General features: G+C 69.7%; 17 protein-coding genes. 13 read left to right on the forward strand and 4 right to left on the reverse strand.

Annotated elements, in window-relative coordinates; all coding sequences use genetic code 11:
• Positions 1 to 29: 29 nt before the first annotated feature.
• From OG246_RS00120 to OG246_RS00155, 8 genes are all read left to right on the forward strand, one after another.
• The gene (locus OG246_RS00120; protein ID WP_266454106.1) at positions 30 to 908 is read left to right on the forward strand and encodes a 5'-methylthioadenosine/S-adenosylhomocysteine nucleosidase; all 879 of its coding nucleotides are present in this window, start codon (positions 30 to 32) and stop codon (positions 906 to 908) included.
• Between the two features lie 169 nt (positions 909 to 1,077).
• Positions 1,078 to 3,009 (forward strand): tetratricopeptide repeat protein, encoded by a 1,932-nt coding sequence (locus OG246_RS00125; protein WP_266463716.1) that lies wholly within the window; start codon positions 1,078 to 1,080, stop codon positions 3,007 to 3,009.
• A 356-nt stretch (positions 3,010 to 3,365) separates the two neighbouring features.
• Complete coding sequence (locus OG246_RS42730) at positions 3,366 to 3,557, forward strand: hypothetical protein (protein ID WP_323178267.1); 192 nt, start codon at positions 3,366 to 3,368, stop codon at positions 3,555 to 3,557.
• Positions 3,558 to 3,814: 257 nt separating this feature from the next.
• Complete coding sequence (locus OG246_RS00135) at positions 3,815 to 4,666, forward strand: helix-turn-helix transcriptional regulator (protein ID WP_266454109.1); 852 nt, start codon at positions 3,815 to 3,817, stop codon at positions 4,664 to 4,666.
• Between the two features lie 8 nt (positions 4,667 to 4,674).
• The gene (locus OG246_RS00140; protein ID WP_266454111.1) at positions 4,675 to 4,866 is read left to right on the forward strand and encodes a hypothetical protein; all 192 of its coding nucleotides are present in this window, start codon (positions 4,675 to 4,677) and stop codon (positions 4,864 to 4,866) included.
• A 99-nt stretch (positions 4,867 to 4,965) separates the two neighbouring features.
• Positions 4,966 to 5,586, forward strand: a complete 621-nt coding sequence (locus tag OG246_RS00145; RefSeq protein WP_266454112.1) for a toll/interleukin-1 receptor domain-containing protein — start codon at positions 4,966 to 4,968, stop codon at positions 5,584 to 5,586.
• A 94-nt stretch (positions 5,587 to 5,680) separates the two neighbouring features.
• A complete protein-coding gene (locus tag OG246_RS00150) occupies positions 5,681 to 6,796 on the forward strand; it encodes a PQQ-binding-like beta-propeller repeat protein (RefSeq protein WP_266454113.1) in 1,116 nt (371 codons plus the stop codon).
• Between the two features lie 200 nt (positions 6,797 to 6,996).
• Entirely contained in the window at positions 6,997 to 8,007 is a 1,011-nt protein-coding gene (locus tag OG246_RS00155; RefSeq protein ID WP_266454114.1) for a chitinase, read from the forward strand.
• Between the two features lie 33 nt (positions 8,008 to 8,040).
• Here OG246_RS00155 and OG246_RS00160 read toward each other — a convergent pair whose 3' ends face one another.
• Complete coding sequence (locus tag OG246_RS00160) at positions 8,041 to 8,595, reverse strand: DinB family protein (RefSeq protein WP_266454116.1); 555 nt, start codon at positions 8,593 to 8,595, stop codon at positions 8,041 to 8,043.
• An 83-nt stretch (positions 8,596 to 8,678) separates the two neighbouring features.
• Between OG246_RS00160 and OG246_RS00165 the strand changes: the two genes are divergently transcribed.
• Together OG246_RS00165 and OG246_RS00170 are read left to right on the forward strand one after the other, a co-directional pair.
• Positions 8,679 to 9,650 (forward strand): YafY family protein, encoded by a 972-nt coding sequence (locus tag OG246_RS00165; protein WP_266454118.1) that lies wholly within the window; start codon positions 8,679 to 8,681, stop codon positions 9,648 to 9,650.
• 487 nt (positions 9,651 to 10,137) lie between these two features.
• Complete coding sequence (locus OG246_RS00170; RefSeq protein ID WP_266463718.1) at positions 10,138 to 10,767, forward strand: helix-turn-helix transcriptional regulator; 630 nt, start codon at positions 10,138 to 10,140, stop codon at positions 10,765 to 10,767.
• Between the two features lie 62 nt (positions 10,768 to 10,829).
• Here OG246_RS00170 and OG246_RS00175 read toward each other — a convergent pair whose 3' ends face one another.
• On the reverse strand, positions 10,830 to 11,858 hold the full coding sequence (locus OG246_RS00175; protein WP_266454120.1) for an ATP-dependent 6-phosphofructokinase: 1,029 nt from the start codon (positions 11,856 to 11,858) through the stop codon (positions 10,830 to 10,832).
• Positions 11,859 to 12,144: 286 nt separating this feature from the next.
• Between OG246_RS00175 and pta the strand changes: the two genes are divergently transcribed.
• From pta to pyk, 3 genes are all read left to right on the forward strand, one after another.
• The gene (gene pta / locus OG246_RS00180; RefSeq protein ID WP_266454122.1) at positions 12,145 to 14,235 is read left to right on the forward strand and encodes a phosphate acetyltransferase; all 2,091 of its coding nucleotides are present in this window, start codon (positions 12,145 to 12,147) and stop codon (positions 14,233 to 14,235) included.
• Positions 14,232 to 15,467, forward strand: coding sequence for an acetate kinase (locus OG246_RS00185; protein WP_266454123.1), 1,236 nt, complete (start codon positions 14,232 to 14,234; stop codon positions 15,465 to 15,467). The genes pta and OG246_RS00185 overlap by 4 nt, the downstream gene beginning before the upstream one ends.
• Before the next feature lie 73 nt (positions 15,468 to 15,540).
• Positions 15,541 to 16,974 (forward strand): pyruvate kinase, encoded by a 1,434-nt coding sequence (pyk, locus tag OG246_RS00190; protein WP_266454124.1) that lies wholly within the window; start codon positions 15,541 to 15,543, stop codon positions 16,972 to 16,974.
• Between the two features lie 75 nt (positions 16,975 to 17,049).
• On the opposite strand, the gene OG246_RS00195 is transcribed toward pyk, so the two are convergent.
• Together OG246_RS00195 and OG246_RS00200 are read right to left on the reverse strand one after the other, a co-directional pair.
• Positions 17,050 to 17,721, reverse strand: a complete 672-nt coding sequence (locus OG246_RS00195) for a hypothetical protein (RefSeq protein ID WP_266454126.1) — start codon at positions 17,719 to 17,721, stop codon at positions 17,050 to 17,052.
• A 10-nt stretch (positions 17,722 to 17,731) separates the two neighbouring features.
• Entirely contained in the window at positions 17,732 to 22,168 is a 4,437-nt protein-coding gene (locus tag OG246_RS00200) for a polymorphic toxin-type HINT domain-containing protein (protein WP_266454127.1), read from the reverse strand.
• Positions 22,169 to 22,241: the final 73 nt, after the last annotated feature.

Here is a 22,241-nt window from a genome sequence, read left to right on the forward strand (position 1 = left end):
GCAAGCCACTTGGCAGTACCGTTGACCGCGTGCCGCAGACAACGCCCACGGTGGCAGTCCTCACCGCACTGTCGCTCGAATACGACGCCGTACTCGCCCACCTGACGGACGTCCAAACGCTCACTCACCCGCGCTACGGCACCAAGGCCAAGCAAGGCCAACTCCCCGGCACCCCCTGGCAGGTGGCTCTGGTCAACATGGGCGAGGGCACGCTCACGGCGGCCACACTCACCGAACGCGTGTTGACGTGGCTCGAGCCCGAGGCCGTGCTGCTCGTCGGTGTCGCGGGCGGCCTCAAGGACGACATCGGGATCGGCGACGTCGTAGTCGCCACGAAGGTGTACTCGATCCACGGCGGCAAGCAGACTCCTGACGGCTTCCTGGTCCGCCCGGAGGCATGGCGCGCTTCGCACCGCCTGGAACAGGCGGCCAAGGAAGCGCTGGGCGCCACGACGGACTTCAAGGCGTTCTTCAAGCCGATCGCAGTGGGAGACGTGGTCCTCGCGGACAGGGAATCCGAGCTCGCCGAGCACATCCGGACGCACTACAACGACGCCGTCGCCATCGAGATGGAGAGCTCCGGCGTAGCCCATGCGGTGCATCTCGCCGGTGAGGCGGGCGCGTTGATCATCCGAGGGATCAGCGACAAGGCCAACGCGGACAAGTCCCAGGCCGACGCCAAAGGTTCCCAACCCCTGGCAGCCGCCAACGCGGCCGAGGCGGCGATCACCGTACTCCACGAGCTGGAACCGAAGCCGGTGCCTGGCCAGGCGCACTCCGACCCCCGGGAGCGTCCTTTTCGCGGCTCAAGGTACGGAGGTGACCACCTCGACTTTCGGGGCAGCACCTTCAACGGCCCCTTCACGGCGAAGTCGGTCGGACAGCGCCCCGACAACGACGGCCGATAGCCCGGACGCGGGGCTCGGCACAGGAGCTCACTCCCACGGCCCGGTCCCCGTAGCGACCGCCACGCTCCCGCCCCGCCCCCTCGGCTTCACGGGCCGATCGGCAGAACTGGGCCGCCTGCTGCCCCACCTCGAACCCGCCCCGAACGGTGCCGCCGCGCTCCCCCTCCTCATCTTCGCCGTCACCGGCATGGGCGGCATCGGCAAAACGGCACTGGCGGTCGAGACGGCACACCAGGCGTGCTCGCGGGACTGGTTCCCCGGCGGAACACTCTTCGTCGACCTGCGCGGCTACGACGACGACCCGGCAACCGCCGACCAGGCGGTCCTGGCTCTGCTCGACGCGCTCGGCGTACACGGCCCGGATCTGCCGTCATCCGCTGCACGCCAGTACGACGCGTACCGCCAACTCCTCTCCGAGCGGCAGCACCGCATGCTGCTGATCCTGGACAACGCCTCGGACCCGGCTCAGTTCCTCCCCCTGCTGCCCGGCACGGATCGCCACCGGGTACTGATCACCACCCGCGACCGCCCGGACGCCCTCTCAGGCGTCCGCCTCATCGACCTGGAAACGCTCCCCGCCGACGACTCAGCCGCGCTCATCACCCGCGCCCTCCACGACGCCGACGACCGCGACGACCGCCCGGCCCGAGAACCGGACGCCCTCCGCGAACTGACCTCCCTCTGCGGCCACTTGCCCCTCGCGCTCCAGATCGCCGCCGCGATGCTGCGCCGACGCCGTACACGCGGGATCGCCTCGCTGGTGACGGAGATCAAGCACGCCGGGGACACGCTGGCCGCACTGGACCACGGCACGCGCAGCACCGACCAGTACGGCCGCTCCCTCGTCCTCCGCCCGGTCCTGGAGACCTCGTACCGCCGCCTCCCACCCGACCAGGCCCGTCTGCTTCGCCTGCTCGCACTCGCCCCGGGCACGGAATCCGGCACAGACGCGGTAGCCGTCCTGGCCGACCTCGGCACAGAGGCCACGGTGAGCCTCTTGGAGGATCTGGCCGCAACATGCCTCGTCACACCGGTGCGGGCTGCCGAGAGTCCGGACGGCGGCGTGCGGTGGCGGTTGCATGACTTGGTGCGGGTGTTTGGGGTGGGTGTGGTGGCGGGGGATGCGGGGTTGGTGGAGGAGGGGGAGGCGGCGCGGGGGCGGGTGCTGGCCTTCTATTACGCGTGGGCGGATGCGGCGGATGACTGGTTGCGGTGGTTGCCGGGGAGGCCGGTGCCGGGGCGGTTCGGGGGGCGGGGTGAGGCGTTGGGTTGGCTGGATGGGGAGCGGGCGGGTTTGGTCGCGGCGGTGGGGTGGGCGGAGCGGGAGCGGTTCGCGGGCACAGCGGTGCGGCTGGCCGTGTGTCTGGGGGAATACCTGTACTGGCGGCGGCACTTCGACGACTGGGTCGTTGTGGGCCGGGCCGCGCTGGAAGCCGCTGGCCGTTTGGGGGACCGCACGGACGAGGCCAACGCGTGGATTGGCCTCGGCAACGCCCTGCGCGGAGCAGGCCGGGTGGCGGAGGCAATCGAGGCCCACACCCGCTCCCGCGACCTGCTACAAGCCACCGGGGACCGCCACCGCGAAGCCGTCGCATGGGCCTGCCTCGGCATCGCCCTACTGGAGGCGGGCAGGGTCACGGAGGCGGTCGAGGCCAATATCCGCGCCCGCGACCTCTACCAGGTCGTCGGGGACCGCCACCGCGAAGCCATGGCGTGGGACAGCCTCGGCATCACCCTGCTGGAGGCGGGCCGGGTGGCGGAGGCGGTCCAGGCGCACACCCGCTCGCGCGACCTACTGCAGGCCGCCGGGGACCGCCACCGCGAAGCCATGGCGTGGCACAACCTCGGCATCACCCTGCGGGAGGCGGGCCGGGTGGCGGAGGCGGTCGAGGGGTACGGCAAGGCGCTGGAGGTCTACCGGGAGTTCGAGGACTGGTACCGGACGGGCGACGTTCTGCACAGCCTCGCTCTCGTCCACAAGTCCGAGGGCCGTCCCGCCGAGGCCCGTGCCTGCTGGCTCCAGGCCGCCGACGCCTACACGCAGGCAGGCGACACCCCCAAAGCCGACCAGGCCCGCACCTGGGCCGAGGAGCAGGAATAACCACCACCCCACCCCCGCGTCATCCCCTCCCAGCCTCCACCTCCGCAAACTCCCGAGCCCCCCGCCAAGGCAAAACCGCCCACATCCGCGTCCCACCCCCAGGCTCCCGTGCCTCCCCAAACCCCCACTCCCCACCACACACCCGCACCACGCACCCCAACACCCGCAACGCCCCCCGCCTCCGCGCATCACAAGCCGCCACCAGCCGCGGATGACTGTGCCGAGGATGCCCATCGAACAGAACCACCCTCAACGCCCCCTCCCGATAACGCAACGACACATACACCTCCGCATCCGGCGTGAACCGACAAGCGCAAGCCGCCATTTCAGCCACTACCTGCACCGCCGCCTCCGTCATGTCCTCCAGCCCATGCGACTGCAGAACAACTCGGGTCGCCGCCCGCGCAACCCGCGAACTCGCCGCCCCGGCGGGCAACGTGAAGCTGTACGCGAGCGTGTCCGGAGACGGTGGCGCCGTCTCCCGTAGGTCGGCGGAGATGGGACAGGCCGAAGCGGCCAGCGATGCGGACATGGCGAACTCCCTCTAGCTGCAGTGGACTTGACCTGCACGTACGGCTCGACCAGTGGCCTGTCTCCCTGGCGCGGGCCTGCCCCTCCCAGGGAGGGAGAACACGGGCATGCTCACGCGATGCGCTTCCGAACAACGCCGGGCCGTAAGCGAATCGTCACCGACTGTAGGGCATCGGCGGAGTACGTGTACTACTCTCCGGGGAACTCCCGGTGGACCGATCACACACGCCAGCGGCAGACTGGCCCCGTCACAAAGCCGGACGGGAGGGGGCGCATGCCGCCGAGGAGTGCACCGACAGAGCGACAGCGGCGGCTGGGCGCGGAGTTGCGCAGGATGCGCGTCGCGGCCGGGATGAAGACGGAGTACGCCGCCGGCCTGCTGGGCGTGCCCCGCACGAACGTGCCCAACATGGAGTCGGGCCGCTCCGGCATCAGCGCTGACCGCGTACGCACGCTCGCGAGCAACTACGGCTGCGCGGACGGGGAGTTCGTCGAGGCGCTGGCCGCCATGGCCGCCGGGCGCGACAAGGGCTGGTGGGAGGCGTACCGGGGTCAACTGCCCGACGGATTCCTGGACATCGCCGAGCTGGAGTGGCACTCCAGGCGGCTTCGGATCGCGGTCACCGTGCATCTGCCGGGGCTGATCCAGACCGAGGAACACTCCCGCGCGGTCTTCGAGGCCGTAATCCCGCCCCTGTCCGTCTCCGACGTCGACGTGCGCGTCGCCCACCGCGTCGACCGGCAGCAGGTGCTCGACCGTCCCGAGCCCTCGGACCTCGACGTGATCCTCCACGAGGCCGCCCTCCGCATGGAGTTCGGCGGACCGGCGGTCGCGCGGCGGCAGTTGGAGCACCTGCTGCACGTGTCCGAACGCGAGACCGTGACCGTACGCGTCATCCCGTTCAAGGCGGGCGGCTTTCCTGGCGCCGGGCAGTCCGTCGTCTACGCCGAGTCGGACGTTCCCCGCCTCGACACCGTGGAACTCGACAGCACGCACGGCCCGGAGTTCATCGACACCGAGACACAGCTCCGCAAGTACCGGGCCCAACTCGATGCCGCCGCCTCCGTGGCGCTCGCCCCGAAGGCTTCCCGGGACTTCATCCGCACCCTCGCCGACGACCTCTAGGAGACCCCATGCCCGACATCACCTGGGAAGAGCCGTACTGCGGCGAAGGCGCCAACTGCTTCCGCATAGGCACCGACCCCACCGGCAACGCCTACATCGCCATCGCCGGCCAGGAAGACACCTACCTAACCGACACCCGAGAAGCCCTCCGCACCCTCATCCAGGACATCAAGGCCGGAAAGGCCGACCACCTCCTCTAACCCCCGGCCGGGTCGCAACTCCCCGACGGCGGTCGGCGAAAGGGTCCGGTGTTCGAAAAGCGCACGCCACAGCGCGCCCCCGTGGCGCACCATGACCTCATGCGCACCCGACTTTCCTACCAGCAGCAGGACGAGCGACCGGCTTCCTCGCTGGCAGCCGCGCTGAGGCGTGTCGGGGCCGACCTCGTACTCGACGCATGGACGACGGGCCCGGGCCCGGACAACTCCCCTGCGTCCCGCGGCATGGCGCACCCCTCCGCCGATACTGAGGATGCCGTCGTCCTCCTGTGGTCGGCCGCCGCCGGAACCGCGTGGGGCAAGGCCCTGGCGGAATCCGGCCTGCCGAGCGGGCTCACCGGCACCGCCGAGGCCCGCCTCGTGCCCGTCCGTCTCGACGACACGCCGCTGCCGCCCTCCCTGGGCAGCCTTCGCCACGTACGCCTCGCCGGCGGCACGTTCCGTATGACGGACGCGACGGCGGCCATGATCGTGCACATGGGTTCAACCTCCGTGCCCGCGCCCGCCGTTCGGGGCAACGTCTCCGAAGACCTCTTGGCCATCAGCGACTTCGGCGACCTGGGCCTTTTCGCGGCCTGTCCGGGGTGCGGCGTGAGCAGTGACCGGCTGGGCTCGTACACGACCGTCGAGCACATCAGCGACCGGGCCCTGTACCTGGTGATCTGCGGCGCGTGCGGCTGGCAGGACGCCTGCGACATCTGACTCCGCTGAACCGGAGGACCTCCGCTGAACCGGAAGACCTCTGACGAACCTGAAGACCTCTGACGAACCGAAAGCACCCGACACGGGGGTCCACATGCCAAAGCGAAGCCCGCGCCGACGGAGAACCCGGCGCCCACTCGAGGGCATCCAGCTCCGCACGCCGAGCCCACCGGCCCAAACCGCGGGAACCGGAACCGGAACCGCGGGACCCGGAACCGTGCGATGGCGCGTGCACGTAGGAGGCAGGGTGAACTCGGCGCCGTACGTCACCGACGGGACCGTCTATGTCACCGGCTGGGGCGTGTGGGCCGTGGACACGGCCGACGGATCCGTCCGGTGGACCAACGCCGACGCCGGACTCACGGGTTCTCCCACCGCGGCCGGTGACACCGTCTATGCCTCGGGCCATGCCCCGCACTGGGGCACGTTGCTCGCCCTCGACGCCGCCGACGGCCGACCCCGCTGGCTCAGGCGGATGAACTGGTACTCCACCACCCAGCCCCTCGTCGCGAACGGGCTGCTCCACTACGTCAACGGCAGCCGGTACCTGCGGACCGTGGACGCGGCGACCGGGCGCCGCCGCTGGAGGGCGAAGTACCAGCCCAGAGACTGGGGGACCGTATCGGCGCCCGCGCTCGCCGACGGCATCCTGTACGCGGCCGCCAAGGACGGAACCGTCTGGGCCTTCGACCCGGCCACGGGCAAGGTCCGCTGGAAACAGCGCATCATCGGCCGTCTGCCTGCCACGCCGCTGCTGCACGACGGCACCCTGTACGTGGGGGACGGACTGGGCCCGCACGTACAGGCGCTGGACGCCGCCACCGGCGCATTCCGCTGGCGCACGTTGCTCGACTCCGTCGGCAGCGTCCGGACCACGCCCGCGATCTCCGGCAACACCTTGTACGTCGGCTGCCAGGACCACCGGCTGTGGGCACTGAACGCCACCACCGGCGCCGTCAGGTGGCACGTCACCACGGACGGCCCCGTCGACTCCTCCCCCGTGGTGGCGGACGGCACGGTGTACTTCGGCAGCGACGACGGCCACCTGTGGGCCATCAGCGCGGAGAACGGCCGTGTGCGGTGGAAGGTGAGGACGGGCGGGCCGGTGAGGTCCCCGGTCGTGGCCGACGGCGTGCTCTACGTCGGCAGCAGAGACGGATTCCTGTACGCGATAGAAGCGAGCCCGGCCCCAGGCCGACCGTTGCCGTAGAAGCGTTGCGGCCGTCGACGACATTGGCCCGCGAGAACCGACGCCGGCAGTGGTGGGGGGCGGCCTGGGAGGACCAACTCCCGCAAGAGGACCCCTCACCCACCCCTCGCCCACCCGCTCACCCACTTCTCACCCACCTGAGAGGGAACTCATGATCCACGCCTTGGTGTGACCATGCCGCTTAACTGACTCTTACTCGCATGAGCCACAGACCCCTCGTCGCCATGACCGCCACCACCCTCACCGCAGCCACCCTCTGGTACACGGCAACCCCCAACAGCGAAGCAGCGACCACGACCGCAACGGCAAGCGCCATCCCCAGCGGCCTCAACGCCCCCTATCTCTACCTCGGTTGGGGCAACCCGCCCTCCCCCACCAAGGTCATGTCGGCGACCGGCACCACCCAGTTCACCCTCGCCTTCATGCTCTCCGACGGCACCTGCAACCCGAAGTGGGACGGGGAACGCGCGCTCACCGGCGGTACCGACGCCGCCGCGATCAAGGCGATCCGCAAGGCCGGCGGCGATGTCACCGTCTCCTTCGGCGGCTGGAGCGGCGCCAAGCTCGGCGAGAAGTGCACGACCGTCGCGAAGCTCGCGGCCGCGTATCAGAAGGTCATCGACGCGTACGACCTGAACTCGATCGACATCGACATCGAGTCGACGGAGTACGAGAGCGCCGCCGCACGCAAGCGGGTCGTCGGCGCGCTCAAGACCGTCAAGAAGAACAACCCCGGTCTCAAGGTGTACGTCACCTTCGGCACCGGTCCCGCCGGGCCGGGCTCGGACGGCGTGGACCTCGTCGAGCGGGCCGCCGCCAAGGACTTGGACGTCGACGGCTGGGCCGTCATGCCCTTCGACTTCGACGACGGCACCTCGGACATGGTCACGGCGACGAAGTCCGCGGTGAAGGGCCTCAAGGACGTGGTCGCCGACGCGTACGGCATCTCCTCGGCCGCCGCCTACCGTCGCGTCGGCTTCTCCACCATGAACGGTGTGACCGACTCCGCCGGCGAGACGGTCACCGTCTCCGACTTCAAGGCGATGGTGACGTACGCGAAGCAGCGTCACCTCGCGCGCGTCTCCGTCTGGTCCGTCAACCGCGACAGGGCCTGCGCCGACGGCACCGAGGCGACGGCGTCGGACGAATGCAGCGGCATCGACCAGGCCACGTACGCCTTCACCAAGACCCTGGCGGGCTACACCGGTTGAGCGGCTGCCCCCCCCGTAGGGACCCCGTAGGGACTACGGGCGCGGCGGGTCCTCCCCCACCAGCCCGTCCACCGACTCCCGGATCATGTCGGCGTGGCCGGTGTGCCGCGCGTACTCCTCGATCATGTCGATCAGGATCCGCCGCAGGCTGGGGGCGCTGCCGTTGCGCGAGGTACGCAGGGCGAGCCGGTCCAGGCCACCGTCGGCCAGCGCTTCCGCGGTCAGGGCGCGGGAGCGGGCCACGGTGTCCTCCCAGAGCGCGTAGAGCTGCTCGGGGGTGTCCTCGGCGGCGGAGCGCCACTCCCAGTCGGGCACGGCATCCCAGTCCGCCGCGTCCCAGGGGGACCCCGGCTCCCGCCCGAACAGCCGCCCGGAGAAGTAGTCGTCCTCCACCAGGGCGAGGTGCTTGAGCAGCCCGCCCAGGGTCATCGTCGAGGCGCCGACCGTCGCACTCAGACCCGCCGCGTCCAGCCCGCCGCACTTCCACGCGAAGGTCCTGCGCTGGCGCTCCAGGGAGCCCAACAGCGTGTCGACCTCGTCGCCCGCGACGGGCGGCTCCCAAAGAATCGTCTCGTTGCTCTCACTCATGGCAGGCAGACTACGGTCCATTCAGGACGATCTGCTTCCGGAATTCCGGATCAATTACGGGGCCATGAGGTACGGAGTTGGCGATGAAACACGACACGAGCCCCACCGCCCGAGCCCTCCTGCTCCTCGAACTGGTCCAGAGCAGCCCCGGAGTCACGGCGAGCCGACTGGCCGAACGGCTCGGCGTCTCCGAGCGGGCGGTCCGCCGGTACGTCGGCATCCTGCGCGAGGCGGGTGTGCCGGTGGAGTCGGCCCGGGGCCCGCACGGGGGTTACCGCGTCGGCCGCGGGCTACGGCTGCCTCCGCTGATGTTCACCACAGCTGAGGCCCTCGGCCTGGTGATGGCCGTACTGGACGGACATCGCGACGCCGCCGACCCCGCCGACCCGGTGGGCAGCGCGCTCGGCAAGATCATGCGCGTGCTTCCCGAGTCGGTCGCGGGCCCGGCCCAGGCGGTCCGAAAGGTGAGCGCCCTGGTCCCGGACCCCGACGCCGCGAGCCCCGCCCCCGACACCACCGCCGCCCTCGTCCAGGCCTGCGCCTCGCAGCGCCGGCTGCGCCTCGGATACCGCACGGGCCCCGGCAGAGAGGAGCGCGCCATGGAAGTCGACCCGTGGGCCGTCGTCGTACGCCATGGTCGCTGGTACCTCCTGTGCTGGTCGCACACGAAGAACGCCAGGCGGGTCCTGCGCGTGGACCGGGTCACCGCAGTCGACGTACTCGCCGACACACACGACGCATACACCCTTCCCCCCGGCCTCAACCCGGCGGAAGCCCTCGAAGCACACCTCGCCGAAGGCTGGACGTACGAGGTGGAAGTGATCATCGATGCCCCCGCCGACACGGTCGCCCAGTGGATCCCGCGAAGCCTTGGCCGCCCCGAGCCGATCGACGGCGACCACACCCGCCTGCTCGCCACCACCGACGAACCGGACTGGTACGCCGATCAGTTGACGGCGATCAAGGCACCCTTCCGCATCGTGAAACCACGCGAGCTGCGGGAGGCAGCCCGCGCTCTCGGCCGGCGTCTACTGGACGCCGACCGGGAGCCGTAGCCGCGCCCAGGAGCCACACGGCAGCCGGGCAGGAGCCGAATCGCGCCGGGGGTTGCACCCCGCCGCAAGGCCGATCTCCGTGCCGACCCTGACGCGACCGGGACCCGACACCAGCCGCGGAGGCTCCACCTGCGGCGCACCGTCGGATCCCACCGTCACCAGGCGTCACAGACCGGGAGTGGGCAAACGCTCGCGCATATGCCCCTTCACCTTGCCGTTCACGCTTTCGGCGCCGCCCCGGACCGTCCCCCACCAGCCACCCCGCACCCGCGCGACAACCCACGCACGCGTGTCACCAGCCGATCTTCGGCCACCCCGGACCTACGTCCGAAACCGTATGTTCCTACAATCTGTGATTGTGGCCGAACAGACCGTAGTCACCGCCGCCCCCGGCCCATACTTTGACCGCGTGCACCGACCGCAGGCCCACCAGCCCACCCCGCCCTTCAACGCCCCGGCCGCCCGCAGACTGCGCGCAGCACTCGGAATGGGGCCCGAGCATGTCGCGTACGGGATGAGAGCCTCGTACGGACTTCCCTACGTCACTCCGGACCTGGTCGCCGCCTGGGAACGCGGGATAGCCGAGCCGAGCGCGCCCGAACTCACCGCGCTCGCGGGCGTGTTGTGGTGCTCGCAGGGTGAACTCATCGGCGCGCCACGGACCTTGCGCGAACACCGTGTCGCACGCGGCCTCGCCACCGAGGACCTCGCGCGTGCCGTCGGGCTCGAACTCCTCGCGTACCAGCGGATGGAGGAGTCCGGCGAGTGGCGCGGCAACGAGCGGCAGTCGACCACGCTCGCCGAGGTCCTGGAACTCTCGCTGCCCGACTTCATCACGGTGACAGGGCGTGACGGCAAGCTCGCGGAGCTGCTGCGCAGCGCGATGACGACGCGCTGGCAGGCGTACGTGCGCCCGGTCGGCAAGATGGTGCCCCTGGACCGGCGTCTCCTGGAGGGCGTCCTCGAGGAGATGCACACCGAGTACCAGGGGCAGATGGTCGCCTCGCTGAGCTGGGGCGGCGGGTCGGCCGCCACCGACGCCGGCGAATCGGGCCGGGACTTCCTGGACCAGATCGTCGGCCACTTCTGGTCGATGGTCCAGAGGAGTACGCACTGAGCGGCACGAACCAGAACCCGGTCCAGAGGAGTACGTACTGAGCGGTACGAACCAGAGGTCGGTTAGAACACCGACTCCGCCTCGTCCATCCGGTCCTTCGGCACCGTCTTCAGCTCAGTGGTCGCGTCCGCCAGCGGCACCATCTCGACGTCCGTGCCGCGCAGCGCCGTCATCTTGCCGAAGTCGCCGCGGTGGGCGGCCTCGACGGCGTGCCAGCCGAAGCGGGTGGCGAGCACCCGGTCGTACGCGGTCGGTGTGCCGCCACGCTGGATGTGGCCGAGGATGACCGGCTTGGCCTCCTTGCCGAGGCGCCGCTCCAGCTCGTACGCGAGGGCCGTGCCGATGCCCTGGAAGCGCTCGTGGCCGAACTGGTCGATTGCGCCGTGGCCGTAGTCCATGGTGCCCTCGACGGGGTGGGCGCCCTCGGCGACGCAGATGACGGCGAACTTCTTGCCGCGCGCGAAGCGCTCCTCGACCATCGACACCAGATGGGACGGGTCGAAGGGCCGCTCGGGCAGGCAGATGCCGTGGGCACCGGCGGCCATGCCGGACTCCAGGGCGATCCACCCGGCGTGCCGGCCCATGACCTCGACGACCATCACGCGCTGATGGGACTCGGCGGTGGTCTTGAGGCGGTCCATGGCTTCGGTGGCGACACCCACCGCCGTGTCGAAGCCGAAGGTCCGGTCCGTGGCCGAGATGTCGTTGTCGATCGTCTTCGGAACGCCGACGACCGGGAGGCCGCCCGAGTCCGAGAGCATCCGGGCGGCGGTCAGCGTGCCCTCGCCGCCGATCGGGATGAGCACGTCGATGCCGAACTCACGGGCCATGTCCTGCGCGTTCTCGCAGGCCTCCCGGAGCCGGTCGCGCTGCAGGCGGGAGGAGCCGAGGATGGTGCCGCCGCGGGCCAGGATGCCGCTGACCGCGTCGAGGTCGAGGGTGCGGTAGCGACCTTCGAGCAGGCCGGCGTAGCCGTCCTCGAAGCCGACGACCTCGTCCCCGAAATTGGTGACCGCTCGGTGCACGACCGACCGGATCACTGCGTTCAGGCCAGGACAGTCGCCGCCTGCGGTGAGAATTCCGATGCGCATCGTGCTGTTTCTCCTGCTCGCTGCCGGTACGTGTGAGCCGGTCCGATTGTTTCACGGCACGGAGGGCACCGTCGCTTCCGCACCCCCGGGCAGGACGTTCTCCCTGGCGGGCGCCCTAGCTACCCGCAGAGGTATTGTCAAGAGGGTTCTGCTCACGTCAGCGGGCTATTTTCTCGAGCCCCAAAAACCACCTACGGGCCCAGGAGCTCATCCAGTACGGGCCCAGGGGCTCATCCGGATACGGGCCCAGGGGCTCACCGAGCGACGAAACGGATGGAGAACACGCGTGACGCGCAGCGTGTACGTGACCGGGATCGACCGCGGCGACGGCCGCCAGGTCGTCGAGCTGGGGGTCATGGAACTCCTGACCCGCCAGGTCGACCGGGTGGGGGTGTTCCGTCCACTCGTGCACGACGGTCCCGACCGGCTCTTCGAGCTGCTGCGCGCCCGCTACCGCCTCGCCCAGGACCCGGCGACGGTCTACGGCATGGACTACCACGAGGCGTCCGCGCTCCAGGCCGAGCAGGGGGCGGACGAGCTGGTGTCCACCCTGGTCGACCGTTTTCATCTCGTCGCCCGTGACTACGACGTCGTCCTCGTGCTCGGCACCGACTTCGCCGACACGCAGTTCCCCGACGAGCTGGCGCTCAACGCCCGGCTTGCAAACGAGTTCGGCGCGTCCGTCATCCCGGTCGTCGGCGGCCGCGGGCAGACCTCCGAGTCCGTGCGCGCCGAGACCCGCAACGCCTACCGCGCGTACGACGGACTCGGCTGCGACGTCCTCGCGATGATCGTGAACCGGGTCGCCCCGGCCGACCGCGCCGGGATACACGAGCGGCTCGACAGCCGTCTCCCGGTGCCCTGTTACGTGCTCCCGGACGAGCCCGCGCTCTCCGCGCCCACCGTCGCGCAGATCACCCAGGCCCTCGGCGGCACAGTGCTCCTCGGCGACGAAGCGGGCCTCGCCCGTGACGCGCTCGACTTCGTCTTCGGCGGCGCGATGCTGCCGAACTTCCTCAACGCCCTGACCCCCGGCTGCCTGGTCGTCACCCCCGGCGACCGCGCCGACCTGGTCATCGGCTCACTCGCCGCGCACAGCGCTGGCACCCCGCCCATCGCCGGTGTACTGCTCACCCTGAACGAGCGGCCCACCGACGAGATCCTCACCCTCGCGGCCCGCCTCGCCCCCGGCACCCCGGTCGTCTCGGTGGCCGGGAACTCCTTCCCCACCGCCACCGAACTCTTCGGCCTGGAAGGGAAGTTGAACGCCGCCACACCGCGGAAGGCGGAGACGGCGCTCGGTCTCTTCGAGCGGTACGTGGACACGACCGACCTCCTCAAGCGGGTCTCCGCGCCGAGCAGCGACCGCCTCACGCCGATGATGTTCGAGCACAAGCTCCTGGAGCAGGCCCGCTCCGACAAGCGCCGCGTCGTGCTGCCCGAAGGCACCGAGGAGCGCGTGCTGCACGCCGCCGAGGTGCTGCTGCGCCGGGGCGTCTGCGACCTGACGCTGCTCGGCCCCCTCGACCAGATCCGCAAGAAGGCCGCCGACCTCGGCATCGACCTGGGCGCCACCCAGCTCATCGACCCGGCGACCTCCCAACTGCGCGACCGGTTCGCCGAGAAGTACGCCGAGCTGCGCGCCCACCGGGGCGTGAGCATCGAGCTGGCGTACGACGTCGTCGCCGACGTGAACTACTTCGGCACCCTGATGGTGCAGGAGGGCCTCGCCGACGGCATGGTCTCCGGCTCCGTGCACTCCACCGCCGCCACCATCCGGCCCGCCTTCGAGATCATCAAGACCAAGCCGGACACGAAGATCGTGTCGTCCGTCTTCTTCATGTGCCTCGCCGACAAGGTCCTCGTCTACGGCGACTGCGCGGTCAACCCGGACCCGAACGCCGAGCAGCTCTGCGACATCGCCATCCAGTCGGCCGCCACCGCCCAGCAGTTCGGCGTCGAGCCGCGGATCGCGATGCTGTCGTACTCGACGGGTACGTCCGGTTCGGGCGCCGACGTCGACAAGGTGCGCGAGGCGACCGAGCTGGTACGGCTGCGCCGCGGCGACCTGCGGATCGAGGGGCCGATCCAGTACGACGCGGCCGTCGAGCCGTCCGTCGCGGCCACCAAGATGCCGGACTCGGAGGTCGCCGGGCAGGCGTCGGTGCTGATCTTCCCGGACCTCAACACCGGCAACAACACCTACAAGGCCGTGCAGCGCTCGGCCGGCGCGATCGCGGTGGGCCCGGTCCTCCAGGGCCTGCGCAAGCCCGTCAACGACCTGTCCCGCGGCGCGCTCGTCCAGGACATCGTGAACACCGTCGCCATCACGGCGATCCAGGCCCAGAGCCCCGACCAGAAGGTGTCCCAGCTGTGAGCGCCACCCGCGTCCTTGTCCTCAACTCCGGCTCCTCGTCGGTGAAGTACCAGCTGCTCGACATGCGGGACAGCAGTCGACTGGCCATGGGTCTGGTCGAGCGCATCGGCGAGGAGACCAGCAGGCTCAAGCACACCCCGCTGCTCGGTGGCGAGTCCCGCGAGACCGTCGCGCCCATCGCCGACCACGAGGCCGCCCTCAAGGCCGTCGCCGCGGAACTGGCCAAGGACGGGCTGGGCCTCGACTCCCCCGAACTGGCCGCGATCGGCCACCGGGTCGTGCACGGCGGCAAGACCTTCACCGATCCGACGGTCATCGACGACGCCGTACTCGCCGAGATCGAGCGGCTGATCCCGGTGGCCCCGCTGCACAACCCGGCGAACCTCACCGGCATCCGTACCGCCATGGCACTGCGCCCCGACCTCCCCCAGGTCGCCGTGTTCGACACCGCGTTCCACACGACGATGCCGGAGTCCGCGGCGCGCTACGCGATCGACGTGAAGACCGCCGACGAGTACCGCATCCGCCGGTACGGGTTCCACGGCACCTCGCACGCGTACGTGTCCCGGGCGACCGCGGAGCTCCTGGGCAAGGCGCCGGAGGAGGTGAACGTCATCGTGCTGCACCTCGGCAACGGGGCGTCGGCCTCCGCGGTGCGGGGCGGGCGGTGCGTGGACACCTCGATGGGGCTCACGCCCTTGGAGGGGCTTGTGATGGGGACCCGTTCCGGGGACCTGGATCCGGCGGTCATCTTCCATTTGATGCGCGTTGGGGGGTTGTCCACCGACGAGATCGACACTTTGCTGAACAAGAAGAGCGGCCTGATCGGCCTGTGCGGCGACAACGACATGCGCGAGATCCGCCGTCGTGTCGACGAGGGTGACGAGCAGGCCCGGCTCGCCTTCGACATCTACATCCACCGCTTGAAGAAGTACATCGGCGCCTACTACGCGGTCCTCGGCCGGGTGGACGCCATCGCCTTCACCGCCGGAGTCGGGGAGAACGCCGCCCCGGTGCGCGAGGCCGCGATCGCCGGGCTTGAGGAGCTGGGCCTGGCGGTCGACGGCGACCTGAACGCCGCACGAGCGGATGGGCCCAGGCTCATCTCGCCGCAGTACGCGCGCGTGGCGGTCGCCGTGGTGCCGACGGACGAGGAACTGGAGATCGCGACACAGACGTACGCACTGGTGGGCGGCGCGGACGCCGGAGGGGCCTCCGAGGTCCACGCCTGAGCACGTACCCGCCCATTTGTATCTTCCGCCAGACGGAATATTCCGTAGCGAAACAAACCGATAGGATCGCCCTATGCGCCGTTCGAAAATCGTCTGTACTCTCGGCCCCGCGGTCGACTCCCACGAGCAGCTCGTCGCGCTGATCGAGGCCGGCATGAACGTGGCCCGCTTCAACTTCAGCCACGGCACTCACGCCGAGCACCAGGGCCGGTACGACCGTGTCCGGGCCGCCTCGGCCGAGACCGGCAAGGCCATCGGTGTGCTCGCCGACCTCCAGGGCCCGAAGATCCGCCTGGAGACCTTCGCCGAGGGGCCCGTCGAGCTGGTGCGCGGTGACGAGTTCACCATCACCACCGAGGACGTTCCGGGCGACAAGTCGATCTGCGGCACGACCTACAAGGGCCTGCCCGGCGACGTCTCCAAGGGCGACCAGATCCTCATCAACGACGGCAACGTCGAGCTGCGGGTCGTCGAGGTCGAGGGCCCCCGGGTCAAGTCGATCGTCGTCGAGGGCGGCGTGATCTCCGACCACAAGGGCATCAACCTGCCGGGTACGGCCGTGAACGTGCCCGCGCTGTCCGACAAGGACGTCGAGGACCTGCGCTTCGCCCTGAACATGGGCTGCGACATGGTCGCCCTGTCCTTCGTGCGCGACGCCCACGACGTGAACGACGTCCACAAGGTGATGGACGAGGAGGGCCGCCGGGTCCCCGTCATCGCCAAGGTGGAGAAGCCGCAGGCGGTCGACAACATGGAGGGCGTCGTCGCGGCCTTCGACGCCGTCATGGTGGCCCGTGGCGACCTGGCCGTCGAGTACCCGCTCGAGAAGGTCCCGATGGTGCAGAAGCGCCTCGTGGAGCTGTGCCGCCGCAACGCCAAGCCGGTGATCGTCGCGACCCAGATGATGGAGTCGATGATCACCAACTCCCGCCCGACGCGCGCCGAGGCCTCGGATGTCGCCAACGCGATCCTCGACGGCGCCGACGCGGTCATGCTGTCCGCCGAGTCGTCCGTGGGCGCGTACCCGATCGAGACGGTCAAGACGATGTCGAAGATCGTCGTGGCGGCCGAGGAGGAGCTCCTCTCCAAGGGCCTGCAGCCCCTGGTCCCCGGCAAGAAGCCGCGCACGCAGGGCGGTTCGGTCGCCCGCGCCGCCTGCGAGATCGCCGACTTCCTCGGCGGCAAGGGCCTGGTCGCCTTCACCAAGTCCGGCGACACCGCCCGCCGTCTCTCCCGCTACCGCGCCTCCCAGCCGATCCTGGCCTTCACCACGGACGAGGGCACCCGCAACCAGCTCACCCTGAGCTGGGGCGTCGAGTCCCACGTCGTCCCCTTCGTCCACAGCACCGACGAAATGGTCGATCTCGTCGACCAGCAACTCCAGCAGCTCAACGTCTTCAACGACGGCGACGTCGTCGTCATGACGGCCGGCTCGCCTCCCGGGGTCCCGGGCACCACCAACATGGTCCGGGTACACCACTTGGGCGAAAGCGCCCGCACGGCCTGACCTGTGGCAGTGCTTGTACGACGTTGAGGGCGCTCCCTGTGTGCAGGGGGCGCCCTCAACGCTTTGGTGTCGCGGTCAGTCCACTAGGTCGTCCCAGACGTTCAGACAGCCGTCGTCGACGACGAACTCGTGGTAACCCAACCTCTCACCGAGCAAAAGGAACCGGCTGTGCCGGGCCTCGCCGATAGGCACGAAGTACGCCTTCATGGCGCGCAGGAAGAGCCGGAATGCCAGGTCGGCGCCAACCTCGGCAACAGCCCGCTCCAGCGCCGGCACGACGTCCGGGAGCGCGGGAGCATAGAGGCTGGTTGCAGCCGCCTTCGTCAGAGCCGGTGAGACTCCCCGGATCTCCTCCAGAACTGCCGCCCGCACCCCCTGGTCCCCAACGGGCTCGGGGGCGGCGGGGAGGACGAAAGAGGGATCGTCCAGCCGGATCCGGGCGACGCACACATCGGCGATCCGGTTCAACCATGCACGGCCGTCGAGGCCGTGGGCAACCGGGTCGAAGTACCTGCGCGTCGCAGCCAGCCACAACGTGACGATCACCTCGTCGGGCAGCGGGGACTCCAATAGCAGCCGAACGTCCTCCAACAACAGTCCGGCATTTGCCCCGTCGAAGTAGCCTGCCATCCGCTCGACGAGGCGGAGCGCTTCGGTCTCGTCCGGAAACAGCGTCGGGTAACGCACCTTCTGCGTGAGACCACTGAGTCCGAAGTCCTCGTCGCACCCCTCGTATGAATGGGCCATGATCGCTTTCTTACTCCGGGTAGGACGTGTAGACGACGAACTTCTGTGCATGTGTCTTGACGTACTTCAGCTGGATCACCACGGTATTGCCGGTCGGGACACCTCCGGAGCCGTCGCGACGGAACACCGTGCCGAGTTGACCTTCGTCCCTGACCTGCCATCGGATCTCCTTGAGGTCGATGGTGGGATCGAAGGCGCCTCCTCGCTGAGCCTGCTTGGTCATCCAGTTCGCCAGGGTCTTGGCGTTGCTCCCCCGCGTGACCCACTGCTGGAACGCCTTGTCGATGGCGCGTGCGGCCGTTTCCTGGTCCCTCCATTTCGTCGCGATTCCATACTTGTCCGCCCTCAGTTGCGCAGCTGCGTCGGGGATCACGTGATCCCTCAGGGTGTGAGCGCCGCTAACACCCTCGTCACCGACGATGTTCAAGCAGTTGTGGACGAGAACGTCCTGCGGCCGTACCCCGTCGGTACGCACAAAGAACGTGTGCAGACCACCCACCGTCAGGTCGTAGACCTCGCGCGGAGCCAGGCCCGAACGATCCCGCAAAGCCGTCACGGGCTGCACGGAACCATCCGGAGTTCGCAACCGGTCGCCCAGACGCAGGTCGGAAACCACCGTCCAGCCACGGCCGGTGACGTAGAACCTGTGACCCACTGTGCTGGTGAGCCGACCATCGCCGGCCACAGTGATGTCCACCAGTCGCTCGGTGTCGTGCCGGAATGTATCGGTAACCGGCTGGGGCCGCAGCTCCCCCGTTTCGGGGTCGCTCGCCAACAGTCGGTCGCCCTCCCGCATCTCACTGATCGCCCTACGTGAGCCGTCCGCCATCAGCACCTGGGTGCTGCCGGGGAAGCTGTTGACCCTGCATGCAGTGAGGGCGTCCTCAAGGATGTTGACCTGCAGCTCTATGGCCGCCAGCACCTGCGGGTCCAGGTCCAGCTTCTTCAGAGCCTTGATCGCGTCGCCCACCCCGACCCCGGTCTTCAGCGCCGCGTCCAAGCCGCGTAGCGCCAACGCCGCGTCCTCGATCAGTTTGCCCGGGACGAAGTTGCTCGCCGCCCAGGCACAGCCGCTGACATCGCCCTTGGAGCAGTCGATGAAGTCCTGGACAAAGATGTCCCACAGGACGTTCAGGAAGATCCTGTCCACCATCTTGGTTACGTCCCAGGTGGTGAAGGTCTTCGTCATGTAGGCCGTCTGGTCCTCGTACGTCTCGCTGCCGAGCCAGGTCACGTTCTCGGTCGGGCAGGTTGACGCGGATACTTCGAGGTCGGTCGAGCCCTGGCACAGGTAGAAGTCGACCTTCAGGTCGTACCGCATCTTGAACTTGACGTCACAGCTGTCCCAGGGGGTGCCGTCCAGCACACATTCGTTCATCGCCACCGGGTCACCGAGCGGCGTGACCTTCTGCCTGGTGAAAAGGCCGCCGATGCCAGTGGCACCCCCCTTGGTCAGGTCCTCGCGGGCCTTGGCGTTCTCGGTGCGGGTGGCTGCGTCCTGGGCCTCCTTGGCGGACTGCTGGGCGTTCGCCGCAGCCTTCTCGGCCACGGTCGCATCGGCCTCGGCCTGGTCGGCGACATCACGCGCGGTGCCCGCGTCGGCCTCTGCCGCGGTTGCCGCGCCTCGGGCGCTCGCCGCGTCCCGCTCGGCGTCCGTGGCCGCCGAGTCGGCGTCCGACGCGTACCCGCCGGCCGAGTCGGCCGCCCTCTGCGCCGCCGCGGCATCCTCGGTGGCCTGCCGGTCGTACTCGACCGTGTTGGCCTCCGACTTCTTCGCCGCCTTGGCGGAGGCCGCCGCAGCGTCGGACGAAGCCTGGGCTTCGGCCGCGGACTTGGTCGCACTCGCCGCGTATCCGGCCGCGTCGGCCGCTGCCTGCGCCGCCGCCTTCGCGTCGGCACCCGCCTGGGCGGCCACTGTCTTGGCCAGCGCCGCGGCCTTCGCCGCCTCGGCCGCCTTGGCGTTGGCCAGCGCGGCCTGCTGCTGGGCCGCCGTCTTGGAAGCCTGACCTGTCAGCACGGCGAGGCCCGCCGAGGAGTCGGTTTCCGCGTACGGGGAACCGAGCTCGATGGCGTCGTTGGCCGGCTTGACGACCTGGGCGGCCGAGTCACGGGCTGCCGTAGCGGCCTGCGCGGTGGAGTAGGCGTGCCCCGCTGCGCGAATCGAGTCGGCGCCTGCGAGCACGGCTTCGGAGCGCGCGACCAGTGCGTCGCCCTTGGCCTTCACGGCGGCTTTCTGGGCCGTCTCTGCTTCCGACTTCGCCGCGATCGCGTTCCACTTCGCCGCCATGGACGCGTCGATGGCGTCGGCGGCGGCAGCGTGAGCCTTCGTCACGGCTGCATTGGTGATGGCCACGTCACGTTTGGCACCGTCGGCCGCCGACTGGGAGCGCTTGGCCGCGCCCTGGGCGCGGGTCGCGGCTGCTCGTGCATCGGCTGCCGCCTGAGTCGCGTCGTCGGCCGCCTGGCGAGCCTTTGTCGCGGCCGTGGTGGCGCCGTCGGCCGCGGCCCGCGCGTCGGTGGCCGCCTTCCGTGACGCCTCGGCCGCCGATGTGCCCTCGTCCGCCTCGGCCTTGGCCTCCAGCGCTGCGGCCTTGGCAGCCGCGGTGTCCCGGTCGCTCTCGGCTTCGAGCGCCTTGTCACGTGCCTTCGCTGCCTTGTTCTCGGCGGCCAGGGCGTCGTCCTTCCGATCGGACGCCGTCTTCCCCGCTGTCTGGGCCGCGGTCAGCTTGTCGGCCGCGACCTGACGCTGGGACTGAGCGATCGCCTCGGCGTCCTGCGCCTTCTTGCGTTCCTTCTCGGCCAGTTCCTTCTGCGATTTGGCGTAGTCGCGCTCGGTCTCGGCCTTCTGCCGCTTGGTCTTGGCGTCCGCCGCCGCGTTCTTCGCGGTCTGCTCAGCGGCCTTGGCCCTGTTCTCGGCGGCCTTCGCCTCGGACGCGTGCTTCGCGGCCTCCGCGGCCTGCGCGGCGGCGCCCTCCGAAGCGGCCTTCGCCTGGGCGGCAGCCTCCTCGGCGGCCTTGCGCCGGAACTCGGCCTTCGCGGCATGCGCCTGGGTGTTGGCCAGCGCGTTCAGCGTCTTGCTGTCGGCGGCCGAGGCGCGGGTGGCGTTGAACGCCGTCTCCGTGGCCTTCGCCGCCGCCTGCGCGGCCGCCGCTGACGCCATGGTCACCTGCGCGGCCTGCTGCCCGTACATCAGACCCCTGCCGCGCGGCAGACCGGCAGCATCGGCTATGGCGTACGCCTCGGTCTGCGCCTTGGTGACCTTCGCCCCTTGCGCCTTGGCGGAGAGCGCGGCGCGGGACGCCACGAAGAGACGACCCGAGGCACGCCCCTGCGCGTTCGCAATCCACTTCTTGACCTGGGCGAACTCAGCCGCCGTGGGGTAGAAGATGGGGTGGTCGGCCGGCTTCTGCTTGGTCCAGTACGCCTGCCAGTCGGTCAGCCGGTCGGCGATCAGCGACTGGGCAAGCGCCTCGCCGAGCGCCTGCGAGGCCATCGACAGATCGGCGTTGGCCTGGGTCTCGGCCTTGATGATGGCGTCCCGCTGGCTCTTCTGGCCGGCGAGTTCGTCCTGCCACTCGGTGGCGGCCACGGCCAGCTCGGTGCCCAGCACCTCATGCGGGTCCGGCGGGTTGGTATATGCGCAGGACGCGAACCGGGCTTTGAGGTTCTCGACGTCGATCCGGAACTCCATCGAGTCCGGGTCGGGAGCGGTGGTGGGGAATCCGCCGTACTGGAGGAAAAGGCGCGCGTCATCGGCGTACATGCCATGCATGAACTGCATGGACTCCCAAGCCTGGCGGTCCTCGTAGTCCTCGTGCGCGTCCTCGTCGTAGCGGGCGTTGTAGATCGCCGTGGCCGCGTCGACGGACTCCTGGCTCGCCATGGGGTGGGAGTCGGTGTAGAGGTCGCTGTCACGCTTCCAGTACTGGGCGGCTACCCAGCTGCTCAGATTGATCGTGTCGAAGGGATTGGCGTCGCTCTCCACCCACTCGAAACCGGTCTTCGTATAACCCGGCGGTGTGCTCATGGACGGAATCGCGAGGGATTCCTCCCACACGTCTGGGCGGCCGGCGAGCTCATCCAGCTTGGTGTCGGCCACTGCCCGGTCCGTCTTGTAGGACGTGGCAAGCGGCGTGGCGGTCCAGTACTCCCGATTGGCAGCCGTGTGCAGCTGCGCTTCCGTGCCGCTGAGTCCTGCCCGTGCGACCTCCTTCGTCGCCGGACCGCCCTTGCGTAAGACACCGTTGAGGAGGCACTGGTCCTCGCGGACCTGCTGGGTGTTCTCCAGGTCGAAGAGGGTCGGGACGGTGGGGTCGTCAGTGGTGGCCGCGGCCTGTTGGCGGTCCAGGCTGGGGAGTTGGCCGCCGGTGATGGCGATCGCGGTGGCGGTGGCCAGGGCCGTGGTGGTCAGGAGCCGGGACCATTTGCCCGGGGCCCGGCGGAACATGGTCCGGCGTCTCTGCGCAACCGGACGTGCGTGTGTACGCATGCGGAAGTGTCAGCCGTTCTGCTGAGAGGAA

The sequence above is a fragment of the Streptomyces sp. NBC_00620 genome (genome assembly GCF_026341825.1).
Taxonomy (GTDB): domain Bacteria; phylum Actinomycetota; class Actinomycetes; order Streptomycetales; family Streptomycetaceae; genus Streptomyces.